The organism is Plantactinospora sp. CNZ320, assembly GCF_002846275.1.
The window spans coordinates 5,848,815-5,869,480 of the sequence record NZ_PJMP01000001.1 but is presented as its reverse complement, the minus strand read 5'-3'; the positions used below and the strand labels follow the sequence as shown (position 1 = coordinate 5,869,480).

Sequence of the window (20,666 nt, the reverse complement as noted above, 5' to 3'; positions counted from 1 at the left end):
CAGTCCGTCCCTGAAGCCGGGCGCTGCGCGGGCCGGGGCGACCGGTTCCGGCCGCGGCGTCCGGGTTCCGCATCCAGGATCGCACGGATGGCCGAATACCGGTCATCGGTTGGTCCGAGGCCGGCTCACCGTCGGCGGTACGCGCCTGCCGATCACGTACCGCCACCCTTAGGCTCATACCCGCGACCCCACCCCAGTTCCACCGTCGCCCCGTGTACCGCCGTCCGCAAGTCCCTCGCCGCCCGGAGGTGCCCCATCGCCACGGTCGCCCGGTCAGTCGGTACGACGACTGCCCAAGCACTCCAGTTCGCCGAAGCGTACGTCGCCGAGGATCTGGTCCTGCGTACCGCCCGGAGCCTCGCCAGGGAGGTCGGGCTCGACGCCGTGACGCCGGGTACCGGTGCCACGCTCCGGCTGTTGGCAGCGGCCGGCAGTGCCCGGGCCGTCGTGGAGATCGGCACCGGTACCGGGGTCAGCGGCCTCTGGCTGCTCCGCGGCATGCGCCCCGACGGCATCCTGACCACAATCGACGTGGAGACGGAGCACCAGCGGATCGCCCGACGGATCTTCCAGGAGGCGGGCTTCGCCTCCGGGCGTACCCGGATCATCACCGGCCGGGCGCTGGACGTGCTGCCCCGGCTCGCCGACGGGGTCTACGACCTGATCTTCGTCGACTCGGAGGTCGCGGAATACAGCGCCTGTGTCGAGGCGGCACTGCGACTGCTCCGCCCCGGCGGGGTGCTCGCGCTGCACGGCGCGCTGGCCGCCGGCCGGATCGGCGACCCGGCCGCCCGGGACGTGGAGACGGTCACGGTCCGGGAGGTGGCCAAGGCGGTCCGCGAGTCCGAGGAGTGGACCCCGGCACTGCTCCCCACCGGCGAGGGGCTACTCGTCGCGGTCAAGCGCTGAAGGCACCGGCACCGATTACCGCCGGGTGACGAGGCGTCACCGGTGCCGTCCCCTCCGCCGGTGGCCGGCCACTCGGAGACCGAGGTACGGCTACGGCAGTTCGAGGAACTCCCGAAGTGCTGTTTCGACCGCGACCATGGTGGTGTTCGACACGAACCCATGGTTGTCGCGTAGTGCGGTCCGGTCCAGGATCTGCACGACGCTGTGGATTCTGACGTACGCGCCGGCGAGCGGGTCGTCGCCGTCGAGGCGTACCACCAGATGGTTCGGGTGCGGTACGTCGCGTACGACGGTCAGCGCCCAGACGGCGAGTTCCTCGACGCTGTTGTATTCGTCGTTGCTGACCACCAGGACGCGGTGCTGGCTGCTGCCACGGAGCAGCGTCCAGAGCTGCCCACGCCTCACCACTGCGAGTCACGCAGGGCGATGTCGTTGCTCGCCTCGATCAGCTTCCGATCTTCTTCGGCCTGCTGGGCCGACCGCTGGCGCAGGTACTCCCCGTACGCCTGGGCTGCTTCCCGCTGCCGTGCCCGGCGTGCTTCCGGTAGCACGCGTCGGACGGCCTCGACGACCGCGGCTGAGGCGTTGCCCTGGCTGTGCAGGTAGGCGGCGACGTCGTCGGGCACGCTGATGCTCAGCTTCACGGTCATACTTTCATGCTACCGGCGGAGGGGGTCCAGAGCCGGTACCCGGCGGCAGTGTGCGGGCCGGCCTGGCACCGGCACCGGTCACGGCCGGGTGGCGAGCCAGCGCAGCAGGGTGCGTACGCCCCAGCCGGTGGCGCCCTTGACCAGTTCGGCGTCGTTGCCGTCGGACCAGGACGGCGCCGACATGTCCACGTGCACCCAGCGGTCTCGCAGGTCACCGGTGAACTCGCGGAGGTAGAGCGCGGCGAGTACCGATCCGGCACCCTGGGTCGGTGCGCTGTAGAGGTCGGCGATCTCACTGCCGAGGTATTCGGTGTAGTCGGCCGGCAACGGCAGCCGCCAGGCCCGCTCGCCGGCCTCCTCGGCGGCCGACAGTACCGCCTCGGCCAGCTCGTCGGCGTCGCTGTAGAGGGCGGCGGTCCGCTTGCCCAGCGCCACCGCGTTCGCCCCGGTCAGGGTGGCGAGGTCGACCAGCAGGTCCGGCGCGAGCCGTGCCACGGCGTAGCCGAGCGCGTCGGCGAGCACCAGCCGGCCCTCGGCGTCGGTGTTGGTGCTCTCGCTGGTCAGCCCGTTGTAGTGCCGCACGATGTCGCCCGGCCGGTACGCCGAGCCACTGACCATGTTCTCGGCCAGCGGGGCGAGCGCGGTGATCCGGATCGGCAGCCCGAGCGCGGCGGCGCCGAGGGTGGCGCCGATCACGGCCGCGGCACCGCCCATGTCCTTGCGCATCAGCTTCATGCCGTCGCGGGGCTTGATCGAGATGCCGCCGGTGTCGAAGGTGATGCCCTTGCCGACCAGGACGACGTGCCGCTGCGCGCCCTCGGGTCGCCAGCTCAGCTCGACCAGCCGGGGTCCCTGCGCCGATCCGCCGCCGACGGCGAGGATGCCACCGAACCCCTCGGCGGCGAGCCGGTCCGGCTCCCGGACATCGACGGTCAGCCCGTCCCGCCCGGCTGCGGCCTCGACCACTCGCTGCGCGAACCAGGCCGGGCTCTTCATCGAGGAGGGGGTGTTGGTCAGGTCCCGGGCGAACCGGGTCGCCTCGGCGACCACCCGGGCGGTGTCCAGGGCCGCCTGGTAGGGCTCGGGGTCGGCGACCGCGAGCAGCACCTCGGTCAGCGTGGCCGGGTCGCCGGCGGCTTCGTCGGCGTCGGGCATCCGGAACCGGTACGACGCCAGCCAGATCCCCTCGGCGAGTCCGCGTACCGCCGCCGGAGTCGCATCGATCGGAATCGCTACAGTGATCGAACTCTCACGCGTCGCGGCCCGGACCACCGCCGCTCCGGCGCAGCGCCAGCCGGCCTCGTCGCCGGCACCCACGCCGGCCAGCAGCAGCCGGGTGGGCTCGCCCTGCGGTCGGATCGACAGGTGCAGCGCGCCCGCTCGGCCGGGCTGGTCGAGGTGGGGCAGCAGCGCCGCCGCCTCGGTGGCCAGTTCGGCGGGCCGGGTGAGGTGACTCGGCGGCAGGCTGCCACTCGTTGTCGAGCCGGTCGCCCGGCTGGACCCGTCGGCGGACTGGTCCGACACGGGTGCGACCGGCAGGGCCACGGTCTCGGACCCGGTCGGGTCGACTACCAGACGGATCGACAGCACGCCGACGTTACCTCCAGACGATTCGGATGGGCGGGCACCAGGGCGCCCCGCCCGGCATCACGACCCTGGGCCACCGGCATTCGCCGGTGGCCCAGGGTGAGAAACCCCGCCAGCCGAGACGCCGCCCGGCGGAGTCGGCGTTCACTTAGCCGGCGGCGGCCTTCAGCGCGTCACCGAGCGCGTTGGCCTCGTCGGGAGTCATCTCGACGACGAGCCGGCCACCACCCTCCAGCGGAACCCGCATGACGATGCCCCGGCCCTCCTTGGTGACTTCCAGCGGACCGTCGCCCGTCCGCGGCTTCATCGCCGCCATGTTGTCTCCCCTCAGACCTTCATCAGGGTCGGTGGGTTACCCCACCTCCATTTGGTCAGCATCACCGCCCAAGGCCGCGGTGCCGACCAACGATTTTCCCTGATGAACACCGCCGGACCCAAACCGAACCGGCGTTGATGTAACAGCATCTAGCTTATCTTGAGAAGGGGTGTCACAATGTGCGGTCATGCAGGCACGGTCGGCACTCTTCGACCTGTATGGCGACTACCTCCGGTCCCGGGGTGGGCGCGCACCGGTGTCCGCGCTGGTCAAACTACTATCCCCACTCGGCATCGCCGCACCCGCGGTCCGTACCGCCGTCTCCCGGATGGTGCGGCAGGGCTGGCTGCACCCGCTCCGACTGGCCACCGGACCGGGTTATCTGCTCACCCCGCGAGCGGCCCGACGCCTCGACGAGGCGGCTGCCCGGATCTACCGAACCGGGAAGATCGGATGGGACGGTCGATTCGACCTGATCGTGCTTGAAACCGGCGTCCACCGGCGGGACCGGCAACGCCTCGCCGCCAACCTGCGCTACCTGGGCTACGGCATGCTCGACGAGCAGACCTGGGTCGCCACCCGGCCCGGGGAGGACGTGGACGGCCTGCTCACCGAGGCCGGGATGCGCTACGAGCGGTTCACCGCCGCACACGCCGCCGGTACGCCCGGGGCGATGGCGGTGGTACGCCGGGCCTGGGACCTCGACGAGATCGCCAACGCGTACCAGGAGTTCGTCGCCGAGCAGCGACCGCTACTCGCCGCGGTGACCGTACGCAGCTGCGACGAGGACGCGTACGCCGCCCGGTTCCGGCTGGTGCACGCATGGCGTACCTTCCTCTTCCGGGACCCGCAACTGCCTCCCGCGCTACTGCCGGAACGGTGGCCGGGGACCAGCGCGGCGGCCTTCTTCGACAGGCACGCCGCACGGCTGCGCCCGGCCGCCGACCGCTTCGTCGAGCAGTGCCTCGACGGTTCCCACCGGATTCCCCGACAGAAGGGTCGACAGTCGTGACCGAGCCGTTGCTCATCGACCGCACCGACTCCGTGGTCACGTTGACCCTGAACCGGCCGACCGCGATGAACGCCCTGGACGTGGCGCTGAAGGAGGCGCTGCGGGACACGCTCGCCGAACTGGAGTACGACCGCTCCTGCCGGGCCGTGGTGCTCACCGGCGCCGGTTCGGCCTTCTGCGCTGGGCAGGACCTGCGGGAACACGCCGCCACGCTGGCCGACGGCAGCACCGACCCGCTCGGCACCGTCCGGACCCACTACAACCCGATCGCCTCCCGGCTGGCCAGCCTGCCCAAGCCGGTCGTCGCGGCGGTACGCGGCATGGCGGCCGGCGCCGGGGCCTCGCTCGCCTTCCTCGCCGACTTCCGGATCGGCGGCCCCGGCACGAGCTTCCTGATGGCCTTCGCCAAGGTCGGCCTGGCCGGCGACACCGGCGCCTCCTGGTCGCTGCCCCGGCTCGTCGGGCACGCCAAGGCGATCGAGCTGCTGATGCTCGCCGAGCCGGTACCGGCCGACGAGGCGTACCGGCTCGGGCTGCTCAACCGGCTGGTCGACGACGAGCAGGTGCTGGACACCGCACGGGAACTGGCCGTCAGGCTGGCCGCCGGCCCGACGGTGGCGTACGGCGCCATCAAGCGGCAACTCTCGGTCGGCGACGCCGGTACCCTCTCCGAGGCGCTGGCCGCCGAGGCGCAGGCCCAGGCGATCTGCGGTGCCACCGCCGACCACCGGGCGGCCACCTCCGCCTTCGTGGAGAAGCGCCGGCCGACCTTCGAGGGCCGCTGACCTTCAGGGGCCACTGACCTTCGAGGGTTGCCGACCGGCCCGTCCACCAACCGGTCCACCAACCCCGTCCACCGGCAGCGCGCCGGCACGCTGACCCGTCCCGATCACCAGCTTTACCGGGCTCGTACCCGACCGGCCTAGGGTCGGCCGCATGGTCGATCGGGACGCCGTCGTACACCTGCTGCGCCGCGCCACCTTCGGGCCGACAGCCGCCGAGGTGGAGGCCGCCGGGCGTGCCGGGCTGGCAGCCACCCTGGACCGGTTGCTCGCCCCGCTCGGCGCCGACCCCGGCGCGGCGGCCACCCCGCCACCCGACCTCGGCGCCGACCCGTACGCCGGGATCACCAGGCAGTCCAGCCGGGAGCAGCGGCAGCAGGCTCAGCGGCGCCGGGCGGAACAGGTGCGGGTGCTCGTCGACTGGTGGCTGGACCGGATGGTGGCGGCCGAGCACCAACTCACCGAGAAGCTCGTCTTCTTCTGGCACGGGCACTGGGCGACGAGCGTACGCAAGGTCAGGTCCGCCCAGCTCATGCGCGGGCAGCTCGACACCTTCCGCCGGTACGGTCGGGGGCCGTTCGAGGCCCTGAGCCGGGCGATGGTGCGGGACCCGGCCCTGATCCTCTGGCTGGACGGGCAGCGGAACACCCGTGCCGCCCCGAACGAGAACCTGGCCCGGGAGCTGATGGAGCTGTTCACTCTCGGCGTCGGGCACTACACCGAGGCGGACGTCAGGGCCGGGGCGCGGGCGCTGACCGGCTGGCAGGTCGACCGGCGTACCGGGGTGGCGAGGTTCGTCCGGCGCCGGCACGATCCGGCCGCCAAGACGATCCTGGGCCGGACGGCGGCGTTCGACGCCGACTCGTACGCCCGGCTGCTGGCCACCCGCCCCGAGGCCGGCGCCTTCGTCGCGGCCCGGCTCTGGGCCCGGTTCGCCGGCACCGACCCGCCCGCACCGCAGGCGCTCGGTGGTGGTGCCGGCGCCGGCACCACCACCGAGCTGCTCCGGGCGCTCTTCACCCGGCCGGAGTTCGGGCAGGCCCGGGGTGGGCTGGTGAAGCAGCCGGTGGAGTGGGCGGTCGGGGCGATGCGCCAGCTCGGCATCCGGCCCGGCCGGCTCCCCGACCAGCAGCGCCGGGAGCTGACCAACCGGCTGGCCGGGATGGACCAGGTGCCGCTGCGCCCGCCTAGCGTCGGCGGCTGGCCGGCCGGACCGGCCTGGCTGACCACCTCGTCGTTGCAGTCCCGGATGCGGCTGGCCGCGCTGCTGGCCGGGGCCGCACCCGAGGTGACCCGGCGGCTCGCCGGCACCCCGCCGGACGACCGGCCGGAGGCGTTGGCCCGGCTGCTGGTGGTGGACCGGTGGACGCCACGCACCCGGGCCGCCCTGACCCCGCTGGCCGAGGACCCCCGCCGGCTGCTGGTCGCCGGGCTGGTCAGCCCCGAGTACACCGTCAGTTGACCCCGGCACACCGTCAGTTGACCCCGGCACACGGTCAGTTGATCACGAGCACACCGTCAGTTGACGGGAGGAGACGAAGCGGATGGACATCCTGACCCGACGCAGGTTCCTGCTCGCCAGTGGCGTGGCCGGGGCGGGCGCGCTCGCAGCCGGCGCGACCGCGTACGGGCTGTCGGACCTCTTCGACACGGCCGGTGACCGCGATCCACAGGCTCGTACCCTGGTCCTGGTCACCCTCTACGGCGGCAACGACGGCCTGAACACCGTCGTGCCGTACGCCGACCCGGCCTACCAGGACGCCCGCCCCGAGCTGGCGTACTCGGCTGACGAGGTGAAGCGGCTGGACGACGGTGTGGGGCTGAACCCGGCCCTGGCCGGGCTGCACCGGCTGTACGGCGAGGGCCGGCTCGCGATCGTACGCACTGTCGGATATCCGACACCTGATCGGAGTCACTTCCGCTCGATGGACATCTGGCAGACCGCCCACCCCGACCGTCCGGAGCACACCGGTTGGCTGGGCCGCTGGCTGGACGGGGTGGGCGGCGACCCTCGGCTCGCGGTCTCGTTCGAGCCGACCCTGCCGCCGCTGCTCGCCGGTGCCCGCAGCGCGGGTGCCGCCGTACCGGTGACCGAGCGGAATGCCCGGCGCCCGGTCGGCGACCCGACGCTGGCCAGGCTGGCGGTGGCAGAGCCCGGTGAACCGGCCGGGCAGGCCCGGGCCGCCGCCTGCTTCGCCGACCTGCGTGCCGTCGACGCGATGATCGCCGAGGTACGTGACGCGGCCGACGCGGAGGAGGCCGACGACGGCGGGAACGACGACCGTCCGGCGGCCACCGCCACCGGCGGAGCGCGCAGCTCGCTCGCCGCCCAGCTCGACCTGGTGGCGCAGTGCGTCGAGGCCGGGGTGTCGACTCGGGTCTTCTCGGTCTCGCTCGGCGGCTTCGACACCCATGCCGACGAGAAGCAACTCCAGGCGGTACTGCTCGGCCAGCTCGACAGGGCGCTGACCGGGTTCGTCGACCGGATGGCCGGCACCGAGGCCGGCCGCAGGGTGGTGGTGGCGGTCTACTCCGAGTTCGGCCGGCGGGTCCGGGCCAACGCCTCGGACGGTACCGACCACGGCACCGCCTCCGACGTCTTCCTGCTCGGCACCGGGGTACGCGGCGGCCTGCACGGCGAGCCGCCCGACCTGACCCGGCTCGACGACGGCGACCTGCGGTTCAGCACCGACTTCCGGGACGTCTACGCCAGCCTGCTGGAACGGGTCCTCGACACCGAGCCGGAACGGGTGCTCGACGGCTGGCGGGGACGACTCGCCGGAGTGCTCACCTGACCGTGGGCGCGGCGAGGGCGGATCAGTCCTCGTCCTCCTCCGGGTCCTGGTTGGCCTCGACGCCGAGCACGAACGCCTGCATCGCCAGCTCGTCGTCCGACGGCGCGACGAACGCCGGCAGCTCGCGGGGACCCAGCTCCTGGACGTACGCCCAGAACAGCCGGACCGCCTCGGCGGGTGACCCGGCCTCGATCGGCAGGTCCAGGCTGACCAGGAAGTTCCGGCGCTCCGGCGGCGGGCCGACCCGCCCGGCCAGCTCCTGGTAGACCGCCGGGTCGACCGGGGTCACCGGACCGTCGATGCGGAGCCGGTCGGCCGGCACCGGCGCCTCGAAGACCTGCCTGGTGTACGTCACCGCCAGCGCCCCGGCCTCGCCCGCTCCGGACTGCGGATCGTCCGGGTCCCGCTCCTCGACACCGCCGACGATGGTCACCCGGCCGAGTGCGACCACCAGCGGTGGCTGCTCGTCGCGCACCACCAGCACCGGATCACCGGGGCCGGGTCGGGGCCCGCCGTCGTGTCCGGTCAGCTCCAGGGTGTCGTGGTGGAAGAGCCGCTCGGCCTCGTAGCGCTCGCCGGGGATGACCACCGCCCACGCCCCGGCCGAACCCGCTGCACTCATGCCGCTATCCCATCACGGCGGCGGCCGGCGGCTTCACGTGGCAGCCGTCGAGATGGTCGTCGACCATGCCTGTCGCCTGCATCAACGCGTACGCCGTGGTGGGGCCGACGAACCGGAAGCCGCGCTTGCGCAGCGCCTTGGCCATCGCGGTCGACTCGGGGGTGATCGCCGGCACCTCCGCGAAGGAACGGGGTCGGGCCGCCCGGGCGGCCGGGGCGAACGACCAGAGCAGCGCGGCCAGCCCGTCCGGCAGGTCGAGCGCGGCCCGGGCGTTGGCGATCGCCGCGTCGATCTTGGCCCGGTTCCGGACGATCCCGGCATCGGCCATCAGCCGGGCCACCTCCGCCTCGCCGTAGCCGGCGACGGTCTCCAGGTGGAACCCGTCGAAGGCGAGCCGGAACGCCGGCCGCTTCCGCAGGATGGTCAGCCAGGAGAGCCCGGACTGGAACGCCTCGAGCGTCAGCCGCTCGTAGAGCGCGTCGTCGCCGTGCAGCGGCCGGCCCCACTCCTCGTCGTGGTAGGCGGCATAGTCGGGGGTGCTCGCGCCCCAGCGGCAGCGGGCCAGCCCGTCAGCGCCAATCACCAGATCAGTCACGGCGTCAACGGTAGGCCAGCCGCCCGACAACCCCCGGACGCCCGAGCCCGGACGTTGGGCGTGCTCAGGGCAGTCGGCGCTCAGGGCAGTTGGCGCTCAGGGCAGTGGCGCTCAAGGCAGTGGCGCTCAGGGCAGTTGGCCGCGTTCCACCAGCCGGGCGAACCGCTTCAGCGCCTGGGTGAGGCCGAACTTCGAGCCGGGCCAGAGCACCGGCCAGGCCACCCGGCCGGTCGGGCCACCGGGCAGGTGGAACCACTCGTGCCAGACCACCTGGGTACGGTCCTCGGCCATCTGGGTACAGCGCAGCACCCCCGGACCGCGCAACAGGCGCCCGCAGTGCACCACCCTTACCTCGTACGGCGGGTCCAGTCGGACCACCCGCATCTCGTCCCGGAGTACCGCCGGTCCGACCGTGGTGACCGCCTCCACCAGGCTGCCCTCGCCACCGTCCCCCTCGACCAGGCGGACCCGGGTGAACGGGATCCACTCGCCCTGCCGTTCCCACGCGGTGAGCGCGGCGAAGACCCGGGGCGCGGGTGCCGCGACGATTACCGTCGCGGTGACCTCTCCGGAGCCAGGTTTGGCCGCCGCCCGGAGCCCCTCGGTGCCCTCCGGATCGGCGGCGCCCGGGTCGGCGGCGCTCACGCCCGCTCCGGCTGCTCCGCCGGTCCGCCCGGCGCGGCCGTCCCGTCCGCCCGCACCGGCCGCTCGGCCCGCCCGCTGGGTGCCGGCTCCGCCGCTCCGTCGGGCTCGACGGCGGCGTCCGCACCGGCGGGCCGGGTTTGCCGGTCGTCCTCGTCGGCACCGGCCGGACCACCCGTGGTGCCGCCGGCCGACGTGGCCGGTGCGGAACCGTCGGTCAGGTCGCCGTCCTCGGCCTCGATCACGGAGCCGCCCGCCCGGGCTGGTCGGGGCGGAACCGGCTCGGCGCCGTCGGCCCGGTCGTCAGTCGAGGCTGTGCCGTCCGTCGAGGGCGTGCCGTCAGTCGAGGCTGTGCCGCCCGTCGAAGGTGTGCCGTCAGTCGAGGCTGTGCCGTCAGACGCGGGTGTGCCGTCAGACGCGGGTGTGCCGGGTGCCGTCGGAGCGGTCTCTGGCCGGATGGTCGGCGTCGACGTCGACGTCGACCCGGTCCGGTCGCCGCGTTCCTCCCAACCCCCTGGGCCGGTCGCGTCGGCCGCCTCACCCGCGCCAACTGCAACGGCCGTGCCGGCACTGCCGGTGCCGACCCGGCCGGCGACCGGCGGTACCGGCGACGAGTGCACCCCGGCCCCGCCGGTCGTCGCCGCGACCAGGGTCCGGGCGGAAGAGCCGTCCACCGGAGCGTCCGGGGCTAGTGTGGCCGACCCGGCCGGTCCGAGAGCCGCCTCCCGGGCCCGGCGAAGCACCTCGGCGTCCTCCAGCCGACCCTCCCGCAGCGCGGTGACCTCCGCCTGGAGCACCCCGATCAGCTCGTCCTTGTAGCCGATGTCGTACGCGGTACGACGCAGCGCCTGGTCGACCTGGGCCATCCGGTACCCCCGCAGCGCCAGGTCGAACCGGACCTGGCCGACGTCGGTCTCCAGCAACGGCCGGTTACCGGGCAGCGGCACCGCCCGCCCGTCCGGCTCGGCGTTGCCCAGCCCCGGATCGGAGCCGGTCACCAGCACCGTCACCCCGAAGACCACCGCCGCGACGGTCAGCGCCACGACCAAGAGGAGCAGAACCTGACCCATCCGCCGATGGTGGCATGGCGAGCCGGGCCGGGCGACCCCGCCACCCCGGTCATTCTTCGACGGACATGAAACCCTGCCCGGCCGGCGGGCCGGACGTCGGTGGCCGGCGGTGCCGAACCCGGCTGCGGGCCGCCGACCCGTGCCGGCTCCCGCACGGGTACGACGACCTGCCGCCGGATAGCGTGATCAGCGCGGAGACGGTGGAGGTGGAGTGGATGGCGGACGCGCTTCGACTGGGGCGGCGCACGTTCGCGCCCGGAGACCTCGCCGTGATGGCGATCGTCAACCGGACTCCGGACTCGTTCTTCGACCGGGGCGTCACCTTCGCCGCCGACAGCGCGCTGCGGGCCGTGGAGCGGGCGGTGGCCGAGGGTGCGGAGATCGTCGACATCGGCGGGGTGAAGGCCGGGCCCGGTGCCGAGGTGGACGTGGCCGAGGAGATCCGCCGTACCGTCGGCACCATCGCCGCCGTCCGGGCCGCCTTCCCGGAGGTGGTGATCTCGATCGACACCTGGCGGGCCGAGGTGGCCACCGAGGCGGTCGCCGCCGGGGCGGACCTGCTCAACGACACCTGGTCCGGTGCCGATCCGGCGCTCGCCGAGGTGGCCGCCGCGACCGGGGTGGGACTGGTCTGCTCGCACGCGGGCGGGTTGACGCCGCGTACCCGACCGCACCGGGCGGCGTTCGCGGACCTGCTCGCCGACGTGCTCGACACGGTCACCGGGCTCGCCGAGCGGGCGGTCCGGCTCGGGGTACGCCGGGACGGCATCCTGATCGACCCCGCGCACGACTTCGGCAAGAACACCCGACACTCGCTGGAGATCACCCGTCGGCTCGCCGAACTCACCGGTACCGGCTGGCCGGTGCTGGTGGCCCTGTCCAACAAGGACTTCGTCGGGGAGACCCTGGACCTGCCGGTGGACCAGCGGCTGGAGGGTACCCTCGCGGCCACCGCCGTCTCGGCCTGGCTGGGCGCCCGGGTGTTCCGGGCCCACCAGGTACGCCCCACCCGGCGGTTGCTGGACATGGTCGCCTCGATCCGGGGTGACCGCCCGCCTGCGGTGTCCCGGCGTGGGCTTGCCTGATCCGGCGCGGGCTCGCCTGATCCCGGTCCGCTCAGCGCTGGCTGTCGGGGCGGCTCACTGGGTCCAGCGGAGGATGTTCTTCCGCCAGGCGTAGAGGATGCCGAGGGCGAGTACGGCGACGAAGATCGCCATCTCGACCACCGTGACGAGGCCGAACCCGGGCCGGTCGAAGACCACCGCCCAGGGGAAGAGGAAGACGGCCTCGACGGCGAAGAGGACGTAGAGGTAGGCGTAGACGTAGTAGCGGATCTGCATCTGCGCCCAGTCGCTGCCGACCGGATCGAGCCCGCACTCGTAGCTGGTCCGCTTGCCGGGCGGGTCGGCGGGCTGGGCCGGCCGGAGCACCCGATTGGCGGTGAACGCGCCGACGAAGACCAGTACGCTGGCGAGCAGCAACAGTCCCAGCGTCGCGTACGACCCCAGGTATCCGGTCATGTGCGGCAGCCTACCGCCCGGTGTCGGGTTCATGCCTTGCGGAAGTGGACGTCCGAACTTCGGTGATCTGGATAACGACACCACTTTCCGGGTGGGGCGAAATCGGGCCAGATACCGCCATTACCGGCGTCCCATGTGACGGACCTTGGGCAAGGTTCACCTAACCACCGACGTAGGCTCTGGAATGAAGGACTGGAGCGGGCCGGGCCTCACCACCGCCAACCCGCCACAGGCGCTCAAGGAGGACATGTGGCCGAGCAAGGCGAGGTCACCCCTGAGCTCAGCCCGTCCGACCGGGCCGAGCGAAGCGAGGTGCAGCAGTGAGCAAGCAGGTCCAGCAACTCGATCGGGTGGTCATCCGGTTCGCGGGCGACTCCGGCGACGGCATGCAGCTCACCGGCGACCGATTCACCTCGGAAACCGCTCAACTGGGTAACGACATCTCGACGTTGCCGAACTTCCCGGCGGAGATCCGCGCCCCCGCCGGCACCCTGCCCGGGGTGTCGAGCTTCCAGGTGCACTTCGCGGACTACGACATCCTGACCCCGGGCGATGCCCCCAACGTCCTGGTCGCGATGAATCCGGCCGCGCTCAAGGCCAACCTGGCCGACCTGCCGCGCGGGGCCGACATCATCGTCAACACCGACGAGTTCACCCGGCGCAACCTGGCCAAGGTGGGCTACCAGGTCAGCCCGCTCGACGACGGCTCGCTGGACGGCTACGTGCTGCACCCGGTGGCGCTGACCTCGATGACCGTCGGCGCGCTGGCCGAGCACGACGTCTCGAAGAAGGACGCCGAGCGGGCCAAGAACATGTTCGCGCTCGGCCTGCTCTCCTGGATGTACTCCCGGCCCTACGAGTCGACGATCCGGTTCCTGGAGCGCAAGTTCGCGGCCCGGCCGGAGCTGGTCGCGGCGAACACCGCGGCCTTCCGGGCCGGCTGGAACTTCGGCGAGACGACCGAGGACTTCGCGGTCCGCTACGAGGTCAAGCCGGCCAAGATGAACCCGGGGACCTACCGGAACATCACCGGCAACGCGGCGCTCTCGCTGGGGCTGGTCGCCGCCGGGGTCCGCTCCGGGCTGCCGGTCTTCCTCGGGGCGTACCCGATCACCCCGGCCTCGGACATCCTGCACGAGCTGAGCAAGCACAAGCGGTTCGGCGTGACCACGATGCAGGCCGAGGACGAGATCGCGGCGATCGGGGCGGCACTCGGCGCGTCGTACGGCGGTGCGCTCGGCGTCACCACCACCTCCGGCCCGGGTGTCGCGCTGAAGGGCGAGACGATCTCCCTTGCGGTGGCCCTGGAACTGCCGCTGGTCATCGTCGACGTGCAGCGGGCCGGCCCCTCCACCGGGATGCCGACCAAGACCGAGCAGGCCGACCTGAACATGGCGCTCTTCGGCCGGCACGGCGAGGCGCCGGTCGCGGTGATCGCCCCGCGTTCGCCGTCCGACTGCTTCTTCGCCGCCCTGGAGGCGGCCCGGATCGCGCTGACCCACCGCACCCCGGTGATCCTGCTCTCGGACAACTACGTGGCGAACGGCTCCGAGCCGTGGCTGCTGCCGGACGTCGAGTCGCTGCCGGACCTGCGGGTCGAGTTCGCCACCGAGCCGAACGGCGAGGACGGGAAGACCTTCCTGCCCTACCTGCGCGACCCGGCCACGCTGGCCCGGCCGTGGGCGATCCCCGGCACGCCCGGACTGGAGCACCGGATCGGCGGGCTGGAGAAGGCCGACAAGACCGGCGACATCTCGTACGACCCGGCGAACCACGACTTCATGGTGCGGACCAGGGCGGCCCGGATCGAGGCGATCGAGGTACCGGACGTCGAGGTGGAGGACCCGGACTCGGACGCCCGGGTGCTCGTACTCGGCTGGGGCTCGACGTACGGGCCGATCGGCGCCGCCTGCCGTGGGCTGCGCCAGCGCGGCCTACCGGTGGCCCAGGCGCACCTGCGGCACCTGGCGCCGTTGCCGGCCAACCTCGGCGAGGTGCTGGCCCGCTACGAGAAGGTGGTGATCCCGGAGATGAACCTCGGCCAGCTCGCCCACGTGATCCGGGCCCGCTACCTGGTCGACGCGATCGGATACAACCAGGTCCGGGGGCTGCCGTTCACCGCCACCGAGCTGGAGACCATGCTGGAAGAGGTCGTCAAGAATGCCTGAGCCCGTCGCCCTCAAGCTCACCACCAAGGACTTCAAGTCCGACCAGGAGGTGCGTTGGTGCCCCGGCTGCGGTGACTACGCGATCCTGGCCGCAGTCCAGTCGTTCATGCCGGAGTTGCAGATCCCCCGGGAGCGGACCGTTTTCGTCTCCGGCATCGGCTGCTCGTCGCGCTTCCCCTACTACATGAACACGTACGGGATGCACTCGATCCACGGCCGGGCCCCGGCGATCGCCACCGGGCTTTCGGTCTCCCGGCCGGACCTGTCGGTCTGGGTGGTCACCGGTGACGGCGACGCGCTGTCGATCGGCGGCAACCACCTGATCCACGCGCTGCGGCGGAACGTCAACCTCAAGATCCTGCTCTTCAACAACCGGATCTACGGGCTGACCAAGGGGCAGTATTCACCCACCTCCGAGGTCGGCAAGATCACCAAATCGACGCCGGTCGGCTCGGCGGACGCGCCGTTCAACCCGCTCTCGCTGGCCCTCGGTGCCGAGGCGACCTTCGTGGCCCGGACCATCGACTCGGACCGCAAGCACCTCCAGTCGGTGCTGCGCGCCGCCGCCGAGCACCAGGGTTCGGCGTTCGTGGAGATCTACCAGAACTGCAACATCTTCAACGACGGCGCCTTCGACGAGTTGAAGGAGCCGGCCACCCGGGACGACTACCTGATCCGGCTGGAGCACGGCCAGCCGATCACCTTCGGTTCGGCGGGTCAGTTCTGCGTCGTACACCCGCCCGGCGGTTTCGGGCTGGAGGTTCGGGAGACCGCCTCGGTACCGGCGGACGAGATCGTGGTGCACGACGCGACTGTGAACGAGCCGGCGTACGCCTTCGCGCTCTCCCGGTTGCCGGGCTTCGCCCTGCGCAACACCCCGATCGGGATCTTCCGCAACGTCGACCGGCCGAGCTACGACGGTGTGGTGCAGGGGCAGCTCGAAGCGGCCCGGGCGAAGAGCACGGGTACCCCCGAGGAGCAGCTCGCCGGCCTGTTGAACAGCGGCGACACCTGGACGATCCTCTGACTCCGGCGAGAATCCGCTGACCCGGACGAGTCCGAGAACCCGCTGACTCGTCCGGGTCCGAGAACCCGCTGACTCGTCCGGGTCCGACGATCCGCTGACTCGGCCAAGTCCCGACGATCCGCTGCCTCGTCAGGCGACGGGCGGCCGGTTGCCGTCAGCGGTTCTGGTCGGCGGTGCTGCTGCTGCCGCTGCTGGCCCGGTCGTCGCGGACGTACACGAGCATGTCGCCGGTCTCGATGGCGGTGGCGGCCTGGTCGGCGAGCGAGACCACCTTGCCCCGCCGAACCAGCGCGATGACCAGCGCCTCCAGCCGGCGCGGTGAGACACCGACCTCGTCCCGGGTGGCCGAGCGCATCGCCAGCGCCATGCCCTGGCCGGGGGTGAGCAGGTCCTCGACGACGTCGATGAGCGGCGGGGCCGAGGTGGAGACGCCGAGCAGCCGGCCGGCGGTCGCCGACGAGACGATGACGTGGTGCGCCCCGCTCTGCCGCAGCAGCGGGGCGTTCTCCGCCTCCCGAGCGGCGGCGATGATCCGGACCTGGCCGGCGGTGAGTTGCCGTACGGTCAGCGTGACCAGTACGGAGACCTCGTCGCTGTCGGTCGCGATGATCACGGACTTCGCGTGCCGGACGTGCGCCTCGTTGAGCGTCGCCGACCGGGTGGCGCTGCCCTCGATCACCACCAGGCCGGCCGAGGTGGCCTGCCGGACGGCTGCCGGGTTTCGTTCGACGACGAGGATCCGCTGCTTGTCGAAGCCGGTTTCGAGCAGTGCGGAGATCGCGCTACGGCCCTTGGTGCCGTAGCCGCAGATGATGACGTGGTCCTTCACTTGTCTCCTCCACCGCGTCAAGCGGAGGTTTGTGCGGTACTGCTCGGTCAGGACTTCCAGGGTGGTGCCGACCAGGATGATCAGGAAGAGCACCCGGGCCGGAGTGATCACCAGTACGTTGATCAGCCGCGCACCCTCGGTCACCGGCGTGATGTCGCCGTATCCGGTGGTGGAGAGGGAGACCACCGCGTAGTAGAAGGAGTCGAGGAGGGTGATCCCGTCCTCGTTGACGTCACGGTAGCCGTCACGGTCGAGGTAGACCACCGTCACGATCAGCAGCACGAGGCCGACCGCGGCGGCGACACGCTGGCTCAGCGCCCGCAGCGGCCCCCTGCGGATGGCCGGAAAGTGGATCATCGCCCACCCCGCCTCATCGCCGCCCCCGCCCGCACGCCCACAACATAGCCGGGATCATCGCACCGGGCTGGCCGGGCGCACGGATCGGGGCCGGACAGCGGGTTGTGGCCGACCGTCCCGCCATGCATCGAGCTGAAATTTTGGTTAGATACGTTGCGCTGGGTGCCTCCGAATTAGCACGCTGTGACGTCAGATGGGGTCATTCGCCTGGAGGTGCCGTGAGCACGCTGCCCGCAGTTCCCGACCTGGCCGCCGGGACGGTGCTCCAGCTTCGCCAGGAGGACTGGCGGTACGGCGGCCACCCGCTCCGGCTGCGGGTCGAGCAGGTCCGGCACGACATCTCACACTATTACCGGGACGAGTGGGTCTGGATCGTCGGCGAGCGGCTCGACTGCGAAGGCAGGGCACAGGGCCGGATCGAGGCGCTGGTCAGGGTCGCGGCGCTGGTCGGAACCACCCAGCCGACAGGGCCGGCGCACGACATGTCGGGCCAGCCCTCCTGAGCCGGCCCGACATGTCAGGTTGAGTTCGGCGAGGCCGCGTCGGCTGTCAGCAGAAGGCCTCCTCGTAGGACCCGTCACCGTCGTCATCCAGCCACGTGTCCGTCATGTTGTTGATGGACATCCAACCGGAGGTGGAAGTGCCCGCGACCCGGCCGTACACCCACAGGTTTCCGTAGTCGTTGACGTAGAGGCAGTGGTAGAAGATTTCGGCGCCCTTGGGAACGCTCCGAATGGTGCCGCAATCAGCGTAGGGCGCCACCTTGAGATTGTAGGTCCCGTTCATGATGCCGGAGCCCTCGCCGTTGACGTTGTGGCTGGGGCTCGTGCAACTCGGTGCGGCGACCGCCGCCGCCGGGGCCACCAGGGCACCGAGAGCTGCCAGCACGACGGCCAGCACCATGGCAGCGCCGCGAAGGCGCATGCTTCCGGGTTTTACGAGTGCCATCAGGATCTCCCCCGTTCGCTGTTTGGACCACCGTCCTGAAAGAAATGCGGAATCGCACTCATAATTGAATCCTGGCCGATGACGAGCTTCGATACAAATGCCGAATGTGTATAACGGATATAAGTGGGCGACATAGATCGACGGCGACGGAGAGGCCGACAGCGGGACGTAGCGCGGCGGGCCGGTGGGGACGACTCGGAGGCTTGCGCCCATGTCGAACGTATGAAACTTTCCTTCCAGCAACTCAGCTACGTCGACACAAACCGCCGACCACCGACCGTCGTGCCCGCTCCCATCCGGGGAGTCCGACGAAGGGACGCACCGCATGAAGCCGTATCGGATCGCAGCCGCCGGGCTGGCCGTGGCGCTGCTCGGCGCGCTGGCCGCCACCCCCGCGAACGCCGCACCCGCGACCACCGCCAATGCCACCACCGCAGCCGCCCTCAACGGCTGCACAACCGATCCCGCCACCCCGAAGCGGCAGTTCCGGGCGATGTGGATCGCAAGCGTCGTCAACATCGACTGGCCGACCCGGGCGTCGTACACGGCGCCGGACCGGGTCGCCGCACAGCAGGCCGAGTACACCGGCTGGCTCGACCTGGCCCAGCGACTCAACCACAACGCGGTGATCGTGCAGGTCCGGCCGACCGCCGACGCGTTCTGGCCGTCGCCGCACGAGCCGTGGTCGGAGTACCTGACCGGAGTGCGCGGTCAGGACCCCGGCTGGGACCCGCTGGCGTACCTGGTCACCGAGGCGCACAAGCGGAACCTGGAGTTCCACGCCTGGTTCAACCCGTACCGGATCTCCATGCCGGACGGTGCCGGCGCCGACATCAACAAGCTGGCCCCGGGGCATCCGGTCCGGGAGAATCCGGAGTGGGCGGTCGCCTACCCGATCAACGCGGCCGGCTCCCGGCTCTACTACAACCCCGGCATCCCCGAGGTACGCCAGTTCGTCCAGACCGCCATGCTCGACGCGGTCAAGCGGTACGACATCGACGGCGTGCACTTCGACGACTACTTCTACCCCTACCCGGTGGCCGGGCAGGACTTCGCCGACCAGGCGACCTTCGAGGAGTACGGTGCCGGTTTCGCCAGCAAGGCGGACTGGCGGCGGCACAACATCGACCTGCTGGTGCAGGAGATGGGTCAGCGGATCAAGGCGACCAAGCCGTGGGTGAAGTTCGGGATCAGCCCGTTCGGCATCTGGCGGAACAAGGCGGCCGACCCGCTCGGCTCGGAGACCAACGGCACCCAGTCCTACGACGCGAACTTCGCCGACACCCGCAGGTGGGTCAAGGAGGAGTGGATCGACTACATCGTGCCGCAGGTCTACTGGAACATCGGCTTCGCGGTGGCCGACTACGCCAAACTGGTCCCCTGGTGGTCCGGGGTGGTCGCCGGCACCCGGGTGCAGCTCTACATCGGGCAGGCGGACTACAAGATCGCCGACCCCGCGCAGGGGGCACCCTGGCACGACCCGGCCGAGATGTCGAAGCACCTCACCTTCAACCGGGACTACCCGCAGGTCACCGGCAACATCCACTTCAGCGCGGTGCAGGTCCGGGCCAACCGGCTCGGCGCCACCGACCTCTACGCGGCCGAGCACTACTCCCGGCCGGCACTGATCCCGACCATGCCCCACCTGCCGGCGAAGCCGTTGATGTTCCCGGTGTTGACCGGTGCCAGCCGGAAGGCAGAAGGAGTGGAACTGCGCTGGCGGCAGCCGGCCGACGGGCTCGGTCCGTTCGGTCGGACCAGCTCGTACGCGATCTACCGGTTCGACGGGGTCGACCTTCCCGGCTCCTGCGGCTTCGCCGACGCCGGCAACCTGGTCGGCACCGTCCGGGCCGGCGGTGGCGGCGTCCAGTCCTGGCTGGACACGTCGGCCAAGCCGGGACAGCGGTACAGCTACTACGTGACCGCGTTGGACCGGCTGGCCAACGAGAGCCAGCCCAGCCCGCCGTGGTTCGTACTCCGCTGAGCGGGAGGGACCTGCACTGACAGCGCGGGCGGATGCTCCGGGGTAGCGCGGCAGCGAGTGGCCGCACCTTGGAGCATTCGCCCGTTCTGGCACCTGTCAACGAAAATAAAGGTCGAGTAGAGATCGGCAGGCGACGATTCCTCCAGACTGTCACCACCTAGATCACCTACCGGTGACAGCTCCGTCCCGCCCCGGGCCTCCCCACGAGGGAAGCCCTCCTATCCGGAGGTACCTGCCGTGTCCCGTCGCCTGATCACCACCCTGGCGGCCAGCGCGTTCGCGCTGCTCTTCGCCCTCGGTGCCGGTTCGCCCGCCGCCGCCGCGGTGACTCCCGAACAGAAGCTCGCCGTGCTGTCGAGCTGGACCCAGACCAGCGCCAGCAGCTACAACGCCTGGAACTCGGCCCGCACCAACCAGGCCGCCTGGGCCGAGTACTCCTTCAACTGGAGCACCGACTACTGCTCGTCCAGCCCGGACAACCCGCTCGGGTTCAACTTCGAGCTCTCCTGCTACCGGCACGACTTCGGCTACCGCAACTACAAGTCGGTCGGCCAGTTCGACCCGAACAAGGCCCGGCTGGACAGTGCCTTCTACGAGGACCTGCGTCGGGTCTGCGCGACGTACAACGCCTTCGTCCGGCCGGCCTGCTACAGCCTGGCCTGGACGTACTACCAGGCGGTGCGGGCCTTCGGCTCGGTGATCGTCGCGCAGGCCGACCTGGACAAGGCGGCCAAGCTCAAGGCCGACGGCGAGCGCCGGGCGGCGGCGGCCGGAGTGTCGCTCCGCTGATCCCGGCCCAGCCGGCTGAACCGCTCGAAGACCGGCGCCGATTGCCGTCGGCGCCGGTCTTCGA

At 71.4% G+C, this 20,666-nt stretch carries 21 protein-coding genes and 1 pseudogene; 11 read left to right on the top strand and 11 right to left on the bottom strand.

Annotation, left to right across the window (positions count from 1 at the left end):
* Positions 1–333: 333 nt before the first annotated feature.
* Positions 334–909, top strand: coding sequence for an O-methyltransferase (locus CLT71_RS26275; RefSeq protein ID WP_101371792.1), 576 nt, complete (start codon positions 334–336; stop codon positions 907–909).
* Positions 910–999: 90 nt separating this feature from the next.
* On the opposite strand, the gene CLT71_RS26270 is transcribed toward CLT71_RS26275, so the two are convergent.
* The 4 genes from CLT71_RS26270 to CLT71_RS26255 form a co-directional block, all read right to left on the bottom strand.
* Positions 1,000–1,314 carry a type II toxin-antitoxin system PemK/MazF family toxin gene (locus CLT71_RS26270; RefSeq protein ID WP_158242312.1) on the bottom strand — a complete coding sequence of 105 codons (315 nt, stop codon included), beginning with the start codon at positions 1,312–1,314 and terminating at the stop codon, positions 1,000–1,002.
* Complete coding sequence (locus CLT71_RS26265) at positions 1,311–1,559, bottom strand: hypothetical protein (RefSeq protein ID WP_101369465.1); 249 nt, start codon at positions 1,557–1,559, stop codon at positions 1,311–1,313. The genes CLT71_RS26270 and CLT71_RS26265 overlap by 4 nt, the downstream gene beginning before the upstream one ends.
* Before the next feature lie 78 nt (positions 1,560–1,637).
* Positions 1,638–3,149, bottom strand: coding sequence for a M17 family metallopeptidase (locus CLT71_RS26260; protein ID WP_101369464.1), 1,512 nt, complete (start codon positions 3,147–3,149; stop codon positions 1,638–1,640).
* A 145-nt stretch (positions 3,150–3,294) separates the two neighbouring features.
* Positions 3,295–3,462: a DUF3117 domain-containing protein gene (locus CLT71_RS26255; RefSeq protein ID WP_007455245.1), complete on the bottom strand. Its 168-nt coding sequence runs from the start codon at positions 3,460–3,462 to the stop codon at positions 3,295–3,297.
* A 187-nt stretch (positions 3,463–3,649) separates the two neighbouring features.
* Between CLT71_RS26255 and CLT71_RS26250 the strand changes: the two genes are divergently transcribed.
* The 4 genes from CLT71_RS26250 (at position 3,650) to CLT71_RS26235 (ending at position 8,051) form a co-directional block, all read left to right on the top strand.
* A complete protein-coding gene (locus CLT71_RS26250; protein ID WP_101369463.1) occupies positions 3,650–4,474 on the top strand; it encodes a PaaX family transcriptional regulator C-terminal domain-containing protein in 825 nt (274 codons plus the stop codon).
* Complete coding sequence (locus tag CLT71_RS26245) at positions 4,471–5,259, top strand: enoyl-CoA hydratase-related protein (protein WP_101369462.1); 789 nt, start codon at positions 4,471–4,473, stop codon at positions 5,257–5,259. Before CLT71_RS26250 ends, CLT71_RS26245 begins: the two co-directional genes overlap by 4 nt.
* A 151-nt stretch (positions 5,260–5,410) precedes the next feature.
* Positions 5,411–6,718: a DUF1800 domain-containing protein gene (locus tag CLT71_RS26240; protein ID WP_101369461.1), complete on the top strand. Its 1,308-nt coding sequence runs from the start codon at positions 5,411–5,413 to the stop codon at positions 6,716–6,718.
* 82 nt (positions 6,719–6,800) lie between these two features.
* Complete coding sequence (locus tag CLT71_RS26235) at positions 6,801–8,051, top strand: DUF1501 domain-containing protein (protein WP_101369460.1); 1,251 nt, start codon at positions 6,801–6,803, stop codon at positions 8,049–8,051.
* Positions 8,052–8,073: 22 nt separating this feature from the next.
* Here CLT71_RS26235 and CLT71_RS26230 read toward each other — a convergent pair whose 3' ends face one another.
* The 4 genes and pseudogenes from CLT71_RS26230 to CLT71_RS26215 all read right to left on the bottom strand — a co-directional run.
* Positions 8,074–8,673, bottom strand: coding sequence for a hypothetical protein (locus CLT71_RS26230; protein ID WP_101369459.1), 600 nt, complete (start codon positions 8,671–8,673; stop codon positions 8,074–8,076).
* A gap of 4 nt (positions 8,674–8,677) precedes the next feature.
* Positions 8,678–9,268 carry a DNA-3-methyladenine glycosylase I gene (locus CLT71_RS26225; protein WP_101369458.1) on the bottom strand — a complete coding sequence of 197 codons (591 nt, stop codon included), beginning with the start codon at positions 9,266–9,268 and terminating at the stop codon, positions 8,678–8,680.
* A gap of 126 nt (positions 9,269–9,394) precedes the next feature.
* The gene (locus CLT71_RS26220; RefSeq protein ID WP_101369457.1) at positions 9,395–9,913 is read right to left on the bottom strand and encodes an SRPBCC family protein; all 519 of its coding nucleotides are present in this window, start codon (positions 9,911–9,913) and stop codon (positions 9,395–9,397) included.
* A gap of 691 nt (positions 9,914–10,604) precedes the next feature.
* Positions 10,605–10,980 (bottom strand): annotated as a pseudogene (locus CLT71_RS26215) (DivIVA domain-containing protein); the annotation flags it as partial.
* A 215-nt stretch (positions 10,981–11,195) separates the two neighbouring features.
* Between CLT71_RS26215 and folP the strand changes: the two are divergent.
* On the top strand, positions 11,196–12,065 hold the full coding sequence (gene folP / locus CLT71_RS26210) for a dihydropteroate synthase (protein ID WP_101371791.1): 870 nt from the start codon (positions 11,196–11,198) through the stop codon (positions 12,063–12,065).
* 54 nt (positions 12,066–12,119) lie between these two features.
* On the opposite strand, the gene ndhC is transcribed toward folP, so the two are convergent.
* The gene (gene ndhC, locus CLT71_RS26205; RefSeq protein ID WP_101371790.1) at positions 12,120–12,500 is read right to left on the bottom strand and encodes an NADH-quinone oxidoreductase subunit A; all 381 of its coding nucleotides are present in this window, start codon (positions 12,498–12,500) and stop codon (positions 12,120–12,122) included.
* A 320-nt stretch (positions 12,501–12,820) separates the two neighbouring features.
* On the opposite strand from ndhC, the gene CLT71_RS26200 reads away from it, so the two are divergent.
* Together CLT71_RS26200 and CLT71_RS26195 are read left to right on the top strand one after the other, a co-directional pair.
* Entirely contained in the window at positions 12,821–14,668 is a 1,848-nt protein-coding gene (locus CLT71_RS26200; protein ID WP_101369456.1) for a 2-oxoacid:acceptor oxidoreductase subunit alpha, read from the top strand.
* Complete coding sequence (locus CLT71_RS26195) at positions 14,661–15,695, top strand: 2-oxoacid:ferredoxin oxidoreductase subunit beta (RefSeq protein WP_101369455.1); 1,035 nt, start codon at positions 14,661–14,663, stop codon at positions 15,693–15,695. The genes CLT71_RS26200 and CLT71_RS26195 overlap by 8 nt, the downstream gene beginning before the upstream one ends.
* A gap of 154 nt (positions 15,696–15,849) precedes the next feature.
* On the opposite strand, the gene CLT71_RS26190 is transcribed toward CLT71_RS26195, so the two are convergent.
* A complete protein-coding gene (locus tag CLT71_RS26190; protein WP_101369454.1) occupies positions 15,850–16,881 on the bottom strand; it encodes a potassium channel family protein in 1,032 nt (343 codons plus the stop codon).
* 218 nt (positions 16,882–17,099) lie between these two features.
* Between CLT71_RS26190 and CLT71_RS26185 the strand changes: the two genes are divergently transcribed.
* On the top strand, positions 17,100–17,384 hold the full coding sequence (locus CLT71_RS26185; RefSeq protein WP_101369453.1) for a hypothetical protein: 285 nt from the start codon (positions 17,100–17,102) through the stop codon (positions 17,382–17,384).
* Between the two features lie 46 nt (positions 17,385–17,430).
* Here CLT71_RS26185 and CLT71_RS26180 read toward each other — a convergent pair whose 3' ends face one another.
* Positions 17,431–17,829, bottom strand: a complete 399-nt coding sequence (locus tag CLT71_RS26180; protein ID WP_143743624.1) for a hypothetical protein — start codon at positions 17,827–17,829, stop codon at positions 17,431–17,433.
* A 325-nt stretch (positions 17,830–18,154) separates the two neighbouring features.
* Between CLT71_RS26180 and CLT71_RS26175 the strand changes: the two genes are divergently transcribed.
* Both CLT71_RS26175 and CLT71_RS26170 read left to right on the top strand, forming a co-directional pair.
* The gene (locus CLT71_RS26175; protein ID WP_101369451.1) at positions 18,155–19,813 is read left to right on the top strand and encodes a family 10 glycosylhydrolase; all 1,659 of its coding nucleotides are present in this window, start codon (positions 18,155–18,157) and stop codon (positions 19,811–19,813) included.
* 237 nt (positions 19,814–20,050) lie between these two features.
* A complete protein-coding gene (locus CLT71_RS26170) occupies positions 20,051–20,602 on the top strand; it encodes a phospholipase (RefSeq protein WP_101369450.1) in 552 nt (183 codons plus the stop codon).
* Positions 20,603–20,666: the final 64 nt, after the last annotated feature.